Origin of the sequence: Rhodococcus antarcticus (genome assembly GCF_026153295.1) — a bacterium.
Taxonomy (GTDB): domain Bacteria; phylum Actinomycetota; class Actinomycetes; order Mycobacteriales; family Mycobacteriaceae; genus Rhodococcus_D; species Rhodococcus_D antarcticus.
The window spans coordinates 362,239-377,363 of the sequence record NZ_CP110615.1 but is presented as its reverse complement, the minus strand read 5'-3'; the positions used below and the strand labels follow the sequence as shown (position 1 = coordinate 377,363).

Genomic DNA, 15,125 nt, shown 5'->3' with positions numbered 1-15,125 from the left:
CGGCCAGGTGGAACCTTCTGGCCAGGCAGGCCGTGCGGCACGCGCGGGCCGTGCGGTAACGGCTACGCCGCGGGCTTGACCGCCCGGTGCAGGGCGACGATGCCGCCGGTGAGGTTGCGCCAGCCCACGCCCGTCCAGCCCGCGTCCTGGATGCGGGTGGCCAGGGCGGCCTGGTCGGGCCACGCCCGGATCGACTCCGCCAGGTAGACGTAGGCCTCGGGGTTGCTGCTCACCGCCCGCGCCACGGCCGGCAGCGCCCGCATGAGGTAGTTCATGTAGACCGCGCGGAACGGCGAGAACGTCGGGGTGGAGAACTCGCACACCACCAGCCGTCCGCCCGGCCGGGTCACCCGGGCCAGCTCGACGAGCCCCTGCTCGTGCTGGACCACGTTGCGCAGCCCGAAGCTCATGGTCACCGCGTCGAAGGCCCCGTCGGCAAAGGGCAGGTGCAGCGCGTCCCCGGCCACGAAGGGCACCGAGCGCCCCTCCCCGGCCCGCAGCATGCCGAGCGAGAAGTCCGTCGCCACCGCCCAGGCGCCGGAGCGGGCCAGCTCCTCGGTGGAGACCCCGGTGCCGGCGGCGAGGTCGAGCACGCGGTCACCCGGGTGCAGGTCGAGCGCCGCGCGGGTGGCCCGGCGCCAGCGGCGGTCCTGGGCGAAGGAGAGCACCGAGTTCGTCAGGTCGTAGCGCTTCGCCACCCCGTCGAACATCGACGCGACGTCACGGGGATCCTTGTCCAAACCTGCACGGGCCACGTCCGACGACGCTACCGGGGCGCCACCAGCTCAGCAGCGCCGCCGCGGGGTGTCGCTGCCCTCACGGGGCGCGGCGGCGCACGCCCTCGCCGAGCACCGCCCGGTGGTGCCCGAGCAGCTCGTCGCAGACCACCGGCCAGATCCGCTGCCGCACCGAGCGGCGGGCGGGCGTCCCGACGCCGTGGCGGAGGTCGACCTGGGCCAGGTGCACGACGTCCGGTGCGACGTGCGCGATCGCCGCGGTCATCCCGGGCGAGGGGATGCCGACGGGCAGCGAGCTGACCCGGGGGACGCCGTCGGCGGGGACCCGGAGCACCCGCACGACCGATCCGGAGACGCCGTCAACACTGGGCAGGAACGACTCGGCGACGACGGCTGCGCGGACGCCGACGAGCCTGCGCGGGTGAGCGGTCCGCCCCGAGGCCCGCGGCGCGACGGGCGTGCGGACGTCCCCCGGACGTCGTCGGGCGTAGCGTCACCACCGCCAGGCCGTCACCGAGGTCGGCCCCCGGGAGGAGCCCCATGACCCAGACCGTCGATCCCGCCACCGAGTCCGTGCTGCCCGGGAACATCCCGCAGCCCGCCGGTGGTCTGCAGTACCGGATGCCCCCGACGTTCGACTCCGTCGCCGACGAGCGCCTGCACCGCAAGCAGCGCCTGGCCGCGGCGTTCCGGCTGTTCAGCAAGGCCGGCTTCGACGAGGGCGTCGCGGGGCACATCACCGCCCGCGACCCGGAGTTCCCGGACACGTTCTGGGTGAACCCGTTCGCCATGCACTTCAGCCTCATCAAGGTCAGCGACCTCATCCGGGTCGACCACGCCGGCACCGTCGTGGAGGGCACCTGGCCGGTGAACCCCGCCGCCTTCGCGATCCACAGCCAGGTGCACGCGGCTCGGCCGGACGCGGTGGCCGCCGCGCACACCCACTCGACCTACGGTCGCGCGCTCGCCTCGCTGGGCCAGAGCCTCGAGCCGATCACGCAGGACGCCTGCGCCTTCTACGAGGACCAGTCGCTGTTCGACGACTTCACCGGCGTGGTGCTGGACACCGAGGAGGGCAAGCGCATCGCGCACGCCCTCGACGACAACAAGCTCGTGGTGCTGCGCAACCACGGGCTGCTCACCGTGGGCAGCTCGGTGGACAGCGCGGCGTGGTGGTTCCTCACCGCCGAGCGCAGCGCGCAGGTGCAGCTGACCGCCAAGGCGGCGGGCACCGTGGTCCCCATCGCCGAGGCGGACGCGAAGCAGACCTACGGCGTGATCGGCAGCGAGTTCCTGGGCTGGCTCAGCTTCCAGCCGATCTACGACCGCATCGTCGCCGAGCAGCCCGACCTGCTCGACTAGGTGCGCCGGCCCGTGCGGTGCCCGCCGGGAGCCGGCGCCGCACGGGCCGTGGGCGTCAGAGCCCGGAGGTGCGCCTCGGCATGATGCGGGGCGCGACGGCGGTGATGACCCGCTGGTAGCCGGAGCCGGTGATGCGGACGAGGACGTCGAGCACCTTGGCGTCGGCGCCGACGAGGATCCGGGCGTGGCCCTTCTCCACCCCCCGCAGGATGACCCGCGCGGCCTCGGTGGCCGTGGTCCTGGCCAGCTTCGCGTCGAACAGGGCCGCGACGGCCGCGTTGTCGGTGCCGGCGGCGGCGGTGCCGTTGCGGACGATGTTGGTCTTGATCCCGCCGGGGTGGACGCAGCTGACCTTGACCGGCCGCCCGTCGATCAGCATCTCCTGGCGCAACGACTCGGTGAAGCCGCGCACTGCGAACTTGGCGGCGTTGTAGGCGCTCTGGCTGGGCATCGCCAGCAGCCCGAACAGGCTCGAGGTGTTCACCACGTGCCCGTCCCCGGAGGCGATGAGGTGCGGCAGGAACGCCTTGGTCCCGTTCACCACCCCCCAGTAGTCGACGTCCATGATGCGTTCCATGTCCTTGAACTCGCTGACCTCGACCTCGCCGGAGAACGAGATCCCGGCGTTGTTGAACACGATGTTGACCGCGGCGAACTGCTCCTGCACGGCCTCGGCGTAGGCGAACACCGCCTCACGCTCGCCCACGTCGAGGTGGTCGGTGCGCACCTCGGCACCGAGCGCCTCGGCCTGGCGCACCGTCTCGGCCAGACCGGTCGGGTCCACGTCGGACAGGGCGAGCCGGGCACCGCGGCCCGCGAGGTCCACCGCGAGGGCGCGGCCGATGCCCGATCCGGCGCCGGTGACCACGGCGACCTTCCCGCGGAAGTGGGTGCTGGTGGCGCTCATGCGGAGGCTCCTTCTCGGGTGGTGCGCGGGGCGACGCGGGGGCTGGTGCGGTAGGCGTCGATGTCGAAGTGCCGGGTCGCCCGCCGGAAGGCGAAGGTGAAGTCCGGCCAGAGCGTGGTGTTGTTGCCGTGCGCGTCGAGGTACCAGCTGCCGCAGCCGCCGGTCGTCCAGACGGTCCGGGCCAGCTTGCGCTGCAGCTCGGCGTTGTAGGTGTCCATCGCCTCCCGGCGCACCTCGACGGTGGCGAGCCGGCGCTCGTCGAGGGTCTTCAGCGCGTCGAGGACGTAGCCGACCTGCGACTCGATCATGTAGACCATCGAGCTGTGGCCGAGGCCCGTGTTGGGCCCGACGAGGAAGAACATGTTGGGGAAGCCCGCCACCGAGGCACCCTTGTAGGCCTGCATGCCGGACTCGCGCCAGGTCTGCGCCAGCGTGCGGCCGTCGGCCCCGGTGATGACCTCGTAGGCCGGGGAGTCGGTGACCTGGAAGCCGGTGGCGACGACGAGGGCGTCAACCTCGCGCACGGTGCCGTCGGCGGTGACCACCGCGTTCGGGCGGATCTCGGCGATGGGATCGGTGACCAGCTCCACGTTCGGTCGTTGCAGCGCGGGGTACCAGGCGTTGGAGATGAGCATCCGCTTGCAGCCGATGCGCCAGCTCGGGGTGACCTTCGCCCGCAGCGCGGGATCAGCCACCTCGTCGCGGATCTTCTTGGCCGCCACGAGCTGCAGCAGCCTGGTGAGCTCGGGGTGCTTGGCCAGGGCCAGCACCTGGAGCTCGCGGGCGCCGTAGATCAGCGCACGCGAGAGCCGCTGGAAACCGGGCACCCGGCGGAAGGCCGTCCGCTCGAGCGCGGTGTACGCCCGGTCGTTGCGCGGCAGCAGCCAGGGCGCGGTGCGCTGGTAGACGTCGAGGCGCTCCACCTGCTCGGCGATGGCGGGCACGATCTGGATGGCCGAGGCGCCCGTGCCGATGACGGCGACCCGGGCGCCGGCGAGCTCGGCCTCGTGGTCCCAGCGGGCCGAGTGGAAGACGGTGCCGCCGAAGCTCTCGATGCCAGGGATGTCGGGCAGGCGCGGCTCGCACAGGGCTCCGACGGCGGAGATGACGACCCGGGCGCGGTAGGCCCCGCCGGTGGTCTGCACGTCCCAGGTGCCGGTGGCCTCGTCCCAGCGGGCGGAGGTGACCTCGGTGCTGAAGCGGTGTCGGTCCAGCACGCCGTGCTTGTGGGCCACGCCCTGCAGGTAGGTCTGGATCTCGCCCTGCTGGGAGAACGATCGCGTCCAGCCCGGGTTCAGCTCGAAGGAGTACGAGTACAGGTGCGAGGGCACGTCGCACGCCGCCCCCGGGTAGGTGTTGTCCCGCCACGTTCCGCCGACGTCCGCACCGCGCTCGATGACGACGAAGTCGGTCCGGCCCTGCTCGGCCATCTTGATCGCCGCGGCCAGGCCCGAGAACCCGCTCCCGATGACCAGGACGCCGACGTCGGTGGGCCGGTCGGTCGGGCTCGTCGGCGTTCCGGCGGGCTGGGTGGCTGTGGTCACGCCGATCACCGTAGGTCGTTGTTGAACGTCAGTCAACAGTTGCTGATCCCCGTTCAACAGGTGCGTAGGGTGATCCGCGTGAGCACCGACCGCAAGCGACTCACCCCCGAGGCCAGGCGCGCGCAGCTGCTGGCGCTCGGGGTCGAGATGCTGGCCACCCGCACCCTGGACCAGCTGTCCGTCGAGGAGATCGCCGAGCAGGCGGGGGTGTCCCGGGGGCTGCTGTTCCACTACTTCAGCTCCAAGCAGGACTTCCACCTGGCCGTGGTCCGGGAGATCAGCCGGGCCATGCTGGAGGCGACCGAGCCGGACCCGGCGCTGCCCGCGCTGGAGGCCGTGCGCGACTCGGTGTCGAGCTTCGTGGACTTCGTGGGCGAGAACCGGGACGCGTACCTGGCCCTGCTCCGCGGTCCGGCCAGCAGCGACCCGGCGATGCGGGAGGTCTTCGACGCCACCCGCTCGGCCATGGCCGAGCGCACCTTGCGCGCCGTGTCCGGCTTCGGCGTGACCACCGGAGCGCGGGAGCGCCTCGCGGTGCGCGGCTGGATCGCGTTCACCGAGGAGACGGTGGTGAGCTGGCTCTCCGGGGAGGATCTCGACCGCGAGGAGCTCCTCGACCTGGTGACCAGCGCGTTCGTGGTGCTGCAGCCGCCGGGGACCCTCAGCTGAGCTCGGCGGGCACGGGGCGCACCCGACGGTGCAGCAGCGCCAGCGCGCCGGCCGCCACGAGCCAGGTCACGACCACCACGGAGCCGGCCGGAAGCAGCGCGAGCGTCCAGCCGCGCCCGGCCACCCGCACGAGGTTGGGGTTCACCGTCGAGTACTCGACGTCGATGCGCTGGCCGGCCGTCAGCCCGGTGGGGTAGAGAACGCCAAGCTGTGGGGCGTGGGTGACGCCGTCCGGGGTGGTGAAGCTGATGGCAGCGCTGCGCGGGGAGACGCTGAGCACGTCCGCGACGGCCGTGCCCCGGTGCCCGGTGATCGCGCGGTCGTCGCTGAACGCGGCGACGACCAGCAGCACCGCCAGCACCGTGAGGCCCGCTGCCACCACGAGCACCGCGCGGTGCAGGCGGGACCGGGTGCGGGACGTCACGTCCACGAAGGGTAGTGGGCGGGCCCGCACGTCAGCGGGCACCGACATCGGCTCCTACTCTGGACGGATGAGCACCGCCACCCGCGCGCCCGTCGAGCAGCTGCTCGCGCGGAGCCGCCGCGTGGAGCACGACGGGGACCTGCTGGACCTGCTGCCCTCCGCCGACCACGTGTGCTCCTGGGTGCGGGAGGGCGAGGGGCTGGTCGGCTGGGGCGAGGTCGCGCGCGTCGTCACCGCCGGTCCGCGTCGCGCCGAGGACGCGCAGGCCTGGTGGGACCGGCTGTGCGCAGGGCTGGACGTCGAGGACGAGGTCCGGCTGCCGGGGTCCGGTCCCGTGGCCTTCACGTCCATCGCCTTCGCCGACGAACCGGGCACGTCGGTCCTCGTGGTGCCCCGGGTGGTGGCCGGCCGCCGCGACGGCGTCACGTGGGTCACCGAGATCGGACCGACGCGGACCGACGCCGTCGAGCCGGTGGGTGCACCCCGGGGGCTGCGGTACTCGGCCGATCCCGTGCGCTGGCGGGCGGCGGTGGGGGCGGCCGTCACCCGCATCCGCGCCGGCGAGCTGGACAAGGTGGTGCTGGCCCGCGACCTGGTCGTTGAGGCCGACGACGCCATCGACCCACGCTTCGTGCTGAGCCACCTGGCCGCGCGCTACCCCTCGTGCTGGACGTTCGCGGTGGACGGGATGGTGGGCGCGACCCCCGAGCTGCTCGTGCGCCGCAGCGGCCCGCAGGTGTCCTCCCGGGTCCTCGCCGGCACCACGTGGCCGCACGACGGGGTCACCGAGGCCGAGCTCGCCGCCGAGCTGCGGGCCTCGACCAAGGACCAGGGCGAGCACCGGTACGCGCTGACCTCGCTGGTCGCCGCGCTGGAGCGGGTGTGCGCCCGCGTCGAGGTGCAGGAGACCGAGGTGCTGCAGCTGCGCAACGTCGCCCACCTGGCCACCACCGTGACCGGCGACCTGGCCGACGCGACCACGGGGGTGCTGACCGTCGCCGCCGCGCTGCACCCCACGGCCGCGGTGGGCGGTACCCCGACCGAGGTGGCCGTGCGGGTGATCGCCGAGCTCGAGGGCATGGACCGTGGGCGCTACGCCGGACCGGTGGGCTGGGTGGACGCCCACGGCGACGGGGAGCTCGGCCTGGCGCTGCGCAGCGCGGAGCTGGCCGGCGCGACGGCGCGGCTGTTCGCCGGGGGCGGCATCGTGGCCGACTCCGACCCCGACCACGAGCTCGCCGAGACCGACGCCAAGCTCGTGCCCGTGCGGGACGCGCTGGAGGGCGTGGAGGCCTGAGCCCGGCTGCTCCGGGGGTGGTGCCGCCGGTGGCGGGTGGGGTGGGCGAGCTCAGGTGGTGGCGGCGCGCAACCGCGCGTGCAGCTCGCGCAGCCCGGAGCGCTCGGTCCGCACCTCGAGCACGCGGAGTCCACCCTGCTGCGCGGACAGGGCGGCGGACAGCTCGTCGACGGTGACCCGCGCGTGCGGCACCCCGTGCGCCGTGCACAGCGCGGCGAGGTCGGTGCCGTGCGGGGTGCCGAAGACCCGCTCGAAGGCCGCGGCCCGCTCGGGCGCGCCCTGCTCGAGGGTGGCGAAGATGCCGCCACCGTCATCGTTGGCGACCACGAGCGTGAGGTCCGGTCGCGGCTCGTGCGGGCCGAGCAGCAGCCCACCGGAGTCGTGCAGGAACGTGAGGTCGCCCAGCAGGGCCAGCGCGCGGCCCGGCGCAGCGCCGGCGGGGTGGGCCAGCGCCGCCCCGATCGCGGTGGACACCGTGCCGTCGATGCCGGCCACCCCGCGGTTGGACAGCACCCGCACCCCCGGCGCGGGCAGCCCGGTCAGCGCGGCGTCGCGCACGGGGTTGGACGAGCCCAGCACGAGCAGGTCGCCCCCGGCCAGCGACCGGCACACCGCCCTGGCGACGTGCAGGCCGGTGGTGTCGCCGGCCGCGTCGAGCACCCGGTCCACCGCCGCGACCGCCCGCGCCGACGCCGCCGCGCAGACGTCGACCCAGCCCCGCGGGGACGCGCCGACCGTGACCAGGCGGGTGCCCACGGAGGTGGCCGTGGCCGCGACGTCCGTCCACCCGGCGCCGGAGCCCACCACGTGCACGGGAACGCCCGAGCCGAGCAGCCGGGCCACCTCGCGGTGCAGGGTGGGCCGGCCGAGCACGACCACCTGCTCCGGCTCCAGCGCACCCAGCGCCAGGGGGTGGACGGGCAGCATCGGCGCGGACGCCCCGGGCTCGGCGACGGTCGGGAGGCAGGGCCCGGCGGGGGCTGCTGCCCCTGCGACCACCAGGGTCGGCAGCGTGACGTCCAGCTCGACCGGCGCGTCGACCGTGCACGGCAGCACCCGGGTCCACGGTCCCCCGTCGGACCGCCCGGCCGGGAACCCCTCACCGTCGGGCACCAGCGGCTCCGCGAGGGGCACGTCCAGCTGGACGGGACCGGGGTGACCCGTCCGTGCTCCGGTGGCCGCGGCGAGCACCCGGCCCACCGCAGCCCGCCACCGGGCCGGGACGTCCCCGCCGAGCACCACGGCCTCGCGCACCGCACCCCCGAACAGGCCGCGCTGGTCCACCGTCTGGTTCGCCCCGGACCCCAGCAGCTCGCCGGGCCGGTCGGCCGACAGCACGAGCAGCGGCACCCCTGCGTGGGAGGCCTCCAGGACGGCCGGGTGCAGGTTCGCCACGGCGGTGCCGGAGGTGGTCACCACGGGCACGGGAGCACCGCTGGCCAGGGCCAGCCCGAGGGCCAGGAAGCCGGCGGAGCGCTCGTCCACCCGCACGTGCAGCCGCAGCGCCCCGGCGGCGTCCGCCGCGTGCAGGGCGTAGGACAGGGGGGCGTTGCGGCTGCCGGGGCAGAGCACGGCCTCGCGCACCCCGCCGCGGACCAGCTCGTCGACCAGGACGCGGGCCAGCGCGGTCGAGCGGTTCACCGGTGTCTCGCTCACCCGCCCAGCGTGCCAGGGCCCGCAGCGGGTGGCAGTCTCGGCGCTCGTGACCCTCACCGCTCGGACCGACTTCGACCCCGACGACCTCGGTCACGGCCGCTTCTACCGGCTCATGACGTCGGTGATCGTGCCGCGGCCCATCGCCTGGGTGTCCTCGCGCTCCGCGGCGGGGGTGGACAACCTCGCACCGCACAGCTTCTTCACCGTCGCGGCCGTGAGCCCGCCCGTCGTGCAGTTCACCTCCGTGGGTCGCAAGGACAGCCTGAACAACGTCGAGGCCACCGGCGAGTTCGTCGTCTGCCTCACCACCGAGTCGTTGTTCGAGCAGGTCAACGCCACGGGCACCGACTTCGACCCCGGGACGAGCGAGTTCGACGCCGTGGGCCTGGAGCGCGAGCCGAGCCTGCGGGTGGCCCCTCCCCGGGTGGCCGCCTCGCCCGTGGCGCTGGAGTGCCGGTTGCGCCAGGTGATCGAGATCGGCAACAGCTTCGTCGTGCTCGGGGACGTCGTGCACGCCGCCGTGGACACGGCGGTGCTGGGCGAGGACGGGCTCGCCGACATCGGCAGGCTCCTCCCCCTGAGCCGGCTGGGCCGCGACGAGTGGGGCACCACCCCGCCCACCCGGGAGATCACCCGCATCCGTGCGTCCGAGTGGCCGGGGCACTACCAGCAGGGTTGACCCCTGCGTCCCGATCGGCCACCGCCGCCCGGACCACCCGGTCGTGTCTAGGGTGACCAATGTGCTGAGCCCTGCGAACGACTCCTACCTGCACCACCCCACGCTGCACGGCGACCTCGTCGGGTTCCTCGCCCACGACGACGTCTGGCTCGCACCTGTGGCCGGGGGTCGCGCGTGGCAGGTCACCGCCGACGCCGCGCCCACCAAGGACCTGCGCTTCTCCCCGGACGGCACGCACCTGGCGCACCTGAGCCAGCGCGACGGGGCTCCGGAGCTGCACGTCGTCCCGGCGGGGGGCGGCGAGAGCGTGCGCACCACGTGGTGGGGCGACGCGGGCGCACGGGTGCTCGGCTGGGCCGACGCCACGCACGTGCACGTGGCCACCGCCTGGCGGGAGCCCTTCCGCAACAAGACGTGGGCGCGCTCGGTCCCCCTGGACGGCGGTGCGTCGGTGCGCCTGCCGCACGGGCCGGTCACCGCGCTGGACGTGGCTGCCGACGGGGCGACCGTGCTCGGCACCGGTTTCGGCGGGCGACGGCGCGACCCGGGCATGTGGAAGCGCTACCGCGGCGGCACGGCCGGACGGCTCTGGGTGGACGCCACCGGAGGTGGGGAGTTCACCCGCCTGCTGCCCGAGCTCACCGCCCAGCTCACCGCGCCCATGTGGGTGGCCGGACGGGTCGCGTTCCTCTCCGACCACGAGGGCGTGGGCAACGTCTACTCGGTGACCCCCGACGGCGCCGACCTGCGCCGGCACACCGACCACGCGGACTTCTACGCCCGGCACGCCAGCACCGACGGCGCCCGGGTGGTCTACGCCGTGGCCGGGGAGCTGTGGGTGCTCGACGGTCTCGACGCCGACTCGCAGCCGCACCGCCTGGACCTCCGCACCGGCGGCCCGCGCTCGGCCCGCACCGCCGCGCCGGTGGCCGCGGGCAAGCACCTCGGTGAGGTCGCCGTGGCCGCCGATGGCCGGGCGAGCGCGGTGGAGGTGCGCGGCAGCATCCAGTGGGTGACCCACGCGGACGGCCCGGTGCGCACCCTGGCCGCCGGCTCCGGCGTGCGGGCCCGGCTGCCCCGCCTGCTGGGCCCGGAGGTGGTGTGGGTGGACGACGCCACCGGCGAGGACGGTCTCGTGGTCAGCGACGCCGACGGCACCACCCGGCGCACCCTGGCCGCCGGCGAGCTCGGCCGGGTGGTGGGGCTCGCCGCCGCCCCGGACGGCTCGAGCCTCGCGGTGGGCACCCACGACGGGCGCCTGCTGCTCGTGGCCCCCGCCGACGGTGCGGTCCGGGAGCTGGCGTCCACCCGGGACGGGACCGTCGAGGACCTGGTGTTCTCCCCGGACTCGGCGTGGCTGGCGTGGTCGCACCCCGACCGGCACGACCTGAGCCAGATCAGGCTCGCGCGGCCGGCCGACGGCGTGGTGCACGACGCCTCGCCGCTGCGCTTCGCCGACACCGAGCCCGTGTTCACCCTGGACGGCAAGCACCTGGCGTTCCTCTCCACCCGGACCTTCGACCCCGTCTACGACGAGCACGTCTTCGACCTGGGGTTCCCCGCCGGCACCCGGCCCCAGCTGCTGGCGCTCGCCGCGGCCACCCCGTCGCCGTTCGCGCCCTCCGCCGCCGGTCGTGGGCCGGCACCGCAGACGGGTCCCGACGACGGGCCCCCCGCCGTGGTCGTGGACGTCGAGGGGCTCACCGACCGCGCCGTGGCCGTCCCCGTCCCCGCCGGCCGGTACTCCGGGCTGCGCGCCGTCGAGGGCGGGCTGGTGTGGCTGCGCGAGGGGGTGCACGGCGTCCTCGGCGACGCCCGCGCCACCCCGTCGGCCGAGGCGCCCCGTCCGACGCTGGAGCGGCTGACCCTCGCCACCGGCGTCACCACAGTGCTGGCCGAGGGCGTGGACGACGTCCGGGCGAGCGGCGACGGCACCCGGCTCGTGGTGCGCGACGGCGAGTCGCTGCGCTCGGTGCCAGCCGGTCGCAAGGCTTCCGCCGACGCCGAGAAGGGCGACCCGGCCGCCGCCGTGGACGTCGACCTGGGCCGGCTGCGCGTGCTGGTCCGACCGACCGACGAGTGGCACCAGATGCTCGACGAGGCCTGGCGGCTGATGCGCGACCACTTCTGGGTGGCCGACATGGCGGGCAACGACTGGCCCGACGTGCTGGACCGCTACCGCCCCCTGGTGGAGCGCCTGGCCACCCGGGACGACCTCTCCGACCTGATCTGGGAGGTCCAGGGCGAGCTGGGCACCTCGCACGCGTACGAGACCCCGCCGGAGCGCCCCGCCACGGCCGCCCACCGGCTCGGGCACCTCGGGGTGGACCTCGATCTCGGCGCGGACGGTCTCTGGCGCATCGCCAGGGTGCTGCCCGGCGAGCCGTCCGCGGCCACCGGGCGCTCGCCGCTGCGCGCCCCCGGGGTCGGAGCGGTGCAGGGCTGCGCCGTCGTCGCCGTGGACGGACGTGGCGTCGACGCCGTCCAGGGTCCCGGCCCGCTGCTCGTCGGCACCGCCGGCACGCCCGTCGAGCTGCGGCTGCGCGCCGCGGACGGCGCCGAGCGCACCGTGGTGGTGGTGCCCGTGGGTGAGGAGGCGCCGCTGCGCTACTTCGACTGGGTGGCCGAGCGCCGCGCCGTGGTGCACGCCGCCACCGGCGGCCGGGTGGGCTACCTGCACGTGCCGGACATGATGGGCGGCGGCTGGGCCCAGCTGCACCGCGACCTGCACACCCAGATCTCCGCCGACGCGGTGCTGCTGGACGTGCGCAGCAACGGCGGCGGGCACACCTCGCAGCTGGTGGTGGAGAAGCTCGCCCGCCGGCTCACCGGGTGGAGCGTGCCGCGGGGCAAGCGGGCCGGCACCTACCCCGACGACGTCCGCCGCGGTCCCATGGTCACCATCACCGACGAGAACGCGGGCTCCGACGGCGACATCGTCACCGCGATGATCCAGGAGCGCGGCCTGGGACCCGTCGTGGGGATGCGCAGCTGGGGCGGGGTGGTCGGCATCGACGGGAAGTTCCGGCTGGTCGACGGCACCGCGGTGACGCAGCCGCGCTACGCCACGTGGATCGTCAACCGCGGGTGGTCGGTGGAGAACCACGGCGTGGACCCCGACGTGGAGGTGCCGGTGCCGCCGCAGGCGTGGGCCGCGGGGCTCGACCCGCAGCTGGACACGGCCCTCGAGCTGGTGCTGGCCGAGCTGGAGCGCAGCCCCGCCGCCGTGGCGCCGACGACCGACGACCACGCCTCCACCGCCCCCGGGGTGCTGCCGCCCCGCCCGTGACGGCCCCGCAGGCAGCAGTGGTCAGGGGAACCACTGCTCGACGTGCGCGGGGTCAGCTGTCGGGGTGACGTCCTGGTCGCGCGGCACCACCGGGGCCGCCCCCGCAAACCCGACAACGCCGTCGGGTCGCGCGGCGTCGCGCGGCGTCGCGCGGCGTCGCGCGCACTCAGCCCCCCGGCGGCGGCCAGGACGGGTGCCCCGCGGCGAGCAGCGCGTGCGCCCGGCGCAGCCGCTGCTCCCACCACGCCCGCCGGTCCGCCGGGGCCGCCAGCGCCGTCAGCCGCTCCTGCTCCGGCACCACCGCGCCGACGGCCAGCACCCCGCCGACCGGCCGCACGTCCGCGGTGACGTCCGCGGCCAGCAACCCGCCGGTGGCCAACCCGCACGCGAGCGCCTCCCCGGGCACCGCCGCAGCCGCCGCGAGCCCGGCGGCCATGCCGACGGCGGAGTCCAGCCCGCTGGAGATCACCACCGGCACCCCGAGGGTGTCCAGCTCCGCGGCCAGGGAGAGCACCCGGCGCACCCCTCCCAGCGGCGGCACCTTGAGCACGGCCACGTCGGCCGCCCCGGCCCGCACCACGCGCAGCGGGTCCGACGCCTTGCGGATGCTCTCGTCCGCCGCGATCCGCACGCCGGTGCCGGCGGCCCGGACGGCGGCGAGCTCCTCGACCGACGCGCAGGGCTGCTCCGCGTACTCCAGCGGTCCCTGCTCCGCGAGTGCACGCAGAGCAGCCGTCGCCTCGTCCACGCTCCACAGCCCGTTGGCGTCCACCCGCACCCCGAGCCCCGCCGCCCGCACCGCCGCCACCCGCGCGAGGTCGTCGGCCAGCGGGCCGTCGGCCACCTTGACCTTGGCGACCGTGCACCCGGGGAACTGGTCCAGCACCGCCGCCACCTGCTCGGGCCGCACGGCGGGAACGGTGGCGTTCACGGCGACGTGGTCGCGCAGCGCGGCCGGGAAGCCCCACCACGCAGCCTCCAGCCCCGCCGCGAGCCACGGGGCCGACTCGGCGTCGTCGTACTCGGTGAACGGCGCGAACTCGCCCCAGCCGGCCGGCCCCCGCACGAGCGCCACCTCGCGCACGTCGATGCCCCGGAACCGCGTGCGCAGCGGCAGTGCCACCACGTGCAGGTCGGCGAGCACCGAGGCGAGGTCGGGCAGCTCGGGCAGGTCCACACCTACGATCCTGCCGTGACCCCCGAACCCTCGCCCTTCGACCCGACCGTGTGGCAGGCCGTCCCCGGCTTCGACGACCTGGTGGACATCACCTACCACCGGCACGTCACCGACGGCACCGTGCGGGTGGCCTTCGACCGGCCCGAGGTGCGCAACGCCTTCCGCCCCGGCACCGTCGACGAGCTGTACCGCGCCCTGGACCACGCGCGGATGACCTCCGACGTGGGCACCGTGCTGCTCACCGGCAACGGGCCTGCCCCCAAGGACGGGGTCTGGAGCTTCTGCTCCGGCGGCGACCAGCGCATCCGCGGCCGCAGCGGCTACCAGTACGCGGACGGGGACACCGCCGAGACCGTGGACCCCGCGCGGGCCGGACGGCTGCACATCCTGGAGGTGCAGCGCCTCATCCGCTTCATGCCCAAGGTCGTCATCGCGGTGGTGAACGGCTGGGCGGCCGGGGGCGGTCACAGCCTGCACGTGGTGTGCGACCTCACCCTGGCCAGCCGGGAGCACGCCCGGTTCAAGCAGACCGATGCCGACGTGGGCAGCTTCGACGGCGGCTACGGCAGCGCCTACCTGGCCAAGCTCGTGGGCCAGAAGTTCGCCCGGGAGATCTTCCACCTGGGCCGCACGTACTCCGCCGAGCAGATGCACCGCATGGGCGCGGTGAACGAGGTGGTCGACCACGCCGAGCTCGAGGCGACGGCGATCCAGTGGGGATCGGAGATCAACGGGAAGTCACCGCAGGCGCAGCGGATGCTGAAGTACGCGTTCAACCTCGCCGACGACGGGCTCGTCGGTCAGCAGCTGTTCGCGGGCGAGGCCACCCGGATGGCGTACATGACCGACGAGGCCGTGGAGGGCCGGGACGCGTTCCTGGAGAAGCGTGCGCCCGACTGGAGCCCGTACCCGCGCTACTTCTGACGCGCCGGGCCGCCTGCCGCTCGGGCTGCGCGGCCGGCCGGGGACTCCAAGAGCAGCGAAGAGGGCGAAGATCTCGGAGAGGGGTGCGACGTGGAGGTGCTCGCGGGCCGCGTGCTGCTGCGACCGGCCGACCGGGAGATGACGACGGCGTTCTACCGCGACACCCTCGGCCTGGCCGTGGCGCGGGAGTTCCCCGGCGGCACCGTGTTCTTCCTCGGCCAGGGGCAGCTCGAGGTATCCGGCAGGGGGGGCGGCCCGTCGACGGCCACGCTGTGGCTGCAGGTGCGCGACCTCACCGCCACCGCCGCGGAGCTGAGGGCGGCCGGGGTGGTGCTCGACCGGGAGCCGCGTCGGGAGCCGTGGGGCCTGCTCGAGCTGTGGCTCCACGACCCGGACGGTGTGCGCATCGTCGTCGTCGAGGTCCCGGTCGAGCACCCCTTGCGCCGTGATCCCCGCTGAG

14 protein-coding genes are annotated in these 15,125 nt (G+C 75.0%); 7 read left to right on the top strand and 7 right to left on the bottom strand.

Annotation, left to right across the window (positions count from 1 at the left end):
• Positions 1-62: 62 nt before the first annotated feature.
• Both RHODO2019_RS01915 and RHODO2019_RS19415 read right to left on the bottom strand, forming a co-directional pair.
• Positions 63-710, bottom strand: a complete 648-nt coding sequence (locus RHODO2019_RS01915) for a demethylmenaquinone methyltransferase (protein ID WP_265384895.1) — start codon at positions 708-710, stop codon at positions 63-65.
• Between the two features lie 106 nt (positions 711-816).
• Positions 817-1,077, bottom strand: a complete 261-nt coding sequence (locus RHODO2019_RS19415) for a hypothetical protein (RefSeq protein ID WP_435532160.1) — start codon at positions 1,075-1,077, stop codon at positions 817-819.
• 281 nt (positions 1,078-1,358) lie between these two features.
• On the opposite strand from RHODO2019_RS19415, the gene RHODO2019_RS01905 reads away from it, so the two are divergent.
• Positions 1,359-2,099 (top strand): class II aldolase/adducin family protein, encoded by a 741-nt coding sequence (locus tag RHODO2019_RS01905; RefSeq protein WP_265384894.1) that lies wholly within the window; start codon positions 1,359-1,361, stop codon positions 2,097-2,099.
• Positions 2,100-2,154: 55 nt separating this feature from the next.
• Here RHODO2019_RS01905 and RHODO2019_RS01900 read toward each other — a convergent pair whose 3' ends face one another.
• Together RHODO2019_RS01900 and RHODO2019_RS01895 are read right to left on the bottom strand one after the other, a co-directional pair.
• Positions 2,155-3,006 carry an SDR family NAD(P)-dependent oxidoreductase gene (locus RHODO2019_RS01900; RefSeq protein WP_265383377.1) on the bottom strand — a complete coding sequence of 284 codons (852 nt, stop codon included), beginning with the start codon at positions 3,004-3,006 and terminating at the stop codon, positions 2,155-2,157.
• Complete coding sequence (locus RHODO2019_RS01895) at positions 3,003-4,550, bottom strand: flavin-containing monooxygenase (RefSeq protein WP_435532159.1); 1,548 nt, start codon at positions 4,548-4,550, stop codon at positions 3,003-3,005. The genes RHODO2019_RS01900 and RHODO2019_RS01895 overlap by 4 nt, the downstream gene beginning before the upstream one ends.
• Positions 4,551-4,628: 78 nt before the next feature.
• Here RHODO2019_RS01895 and RHODO2019_RS01890 point away from each other — a divergent pair, with 78 nt between their 5' ends.
• The gene (locus RHODO2019_RS01890; RefSeq protein ID WP_265383376.1) at positions 4,629-5,219 is read left to right on the top strand and encodes a TetR/AcrR family transcriptional regulator; all 591 of its coding nucleotides are present in this window, start codon (positions 4,629-4,631) and stop codon (positions 5,217-5,219) included.
• On the opposite strand, the gene RHODO2019_RS01885 is transcribed toward RHODO2019_RS01890, so the two are convergent.
• The gene (locus RHODO2019_RS01885; RefSeq protein ID WP_265383375.1) at positions 5,212-5,643 is read right to left on the bottom strand and encodes a DUF3592 domain-containing protein; all 432 of its coding nucleotides are present in this window, start codon (positions 5,641-5,643) and stop codon (positions 5,212-5,214) included. The genes RHODO2019_RS01890 and RHODO2019_RS01885 overlap by 8 nt on opposite strands.
• Positions 5,644-5,710: 67 nt before the next feature.
• On the opposite strand from RHODO2019_RS01885, the gene RHODO2019_RS01880 reads away from it, so the two are divergent.
• Positions 5,711-6,940, top strand: coding sequence for an isochorismate synthase (locus RHODO2019_RS01880; RefSeq protein WP_265383374.1), 1,230 nt, complete (start codon positions 5,711-5,713; stop codon positions 6,938-6,940).
• A 51-nt stretch (positions 6,941-6,991) separates the two neighbouring features.
• Here RHODO2019_RS01880 and menD read toward each other — a convergent pair whose 3' ends face one another.
• Positions 6,992-8,581 (bottom strand): 2-succinyl-5-enolpyruvyl-6-hydroxy-3-cyclohexene-1-carboxylate synthase, encoded by a 1,590-nt coding sequence (gene menD / locus RHODO2019_RS01875; protein WP_265384892.1) that lies wholly within the window; start codon positions 8,579-8,581, stop codon positions 6,992-6,994.
• A gap of 127 nt (positions 8,582-8,708) precedes the next feature.
• On the opposite strand from menD, the gene RHODO2019_RS01870 reads away from it, so the two are divergent.
• Both RHODO2019_RS01870 and RHODO2019_RS01865 read left to right on the top strand, forming a co-directional pair.
• Positions 8,709-9,275 carry a flavin reductase family protein gene (locus RHODO2019_RS01870; RefSeq protein ID WP_265384891.1) on the top strand — a complete coding sequence of 189 codons (567 nt, stop codon included), beginning with the start codon at positions 8,709-8,711 and terminating at the stop codon, positions 9,273-9,275.
• Positions 9,276-9,336: 61 nt separating this feature from the next.
• Positions 9,337-12,564: a S41 family peptidase gene (locus tag RHODO2019_RS01865; RefSeq protein ID WP_265383373.1), complete on the top strand. Its 3,228-nt coding sequence runs from the start codon at positions 9,337-9,339 to the stop codon at positions 12,562-12,564.
• Between the two features lie 166 nt (positions 12,565-12,730).
• On the opposite strand, the gene RHODO2019_RS01860 is transcribed toward RHODO2019_RS01865, so the two are convergent.
• Positions 12,731-13,735, bottom strand: a complete 1,005-nt coding sequence (locus tag RHODO2019_RS01860) for an o-succinylbenzoate synthase (RefSeq protein ID WP_265384890.1) — start codon at positions 13,733-13,735, stop codon at positions 12,731-12,733.
• 21 nt (positions 13,736-13,756) lie between these two features.
• Here RHODO2019_RS01860 and RHODO2019_RS01855 point away from each other — a divergent pair, with 21 nt between their 5' ends.
• On the top strand, positions 13,757-14,665 hold the full coding sequence (locus RHODO2019_RS01855; RefSeq protein ID WP_265383372.1) for a 1,4-dihydroxy-2-naphthoyl-CoA synthase: 909 nt from the start codon (positions 13,757-13,759) through the stop codon (positions 14,663-14,665).
• Positions 14,666-14,755: 90 nt separating this feature from the next.
• Positions 14,756-15,124, top strand: a complete 369-nt coding sequence (locus tag RHODO2019_RS01850) for a VOC family protein (RefSeq protein WP_265383371.1) — start codon at positions 14,756-14,758, stop codon at positions 15,122-15,124.
• The last annotated feature ends 1 nt before the right edge of the window (position 15,125 follow it).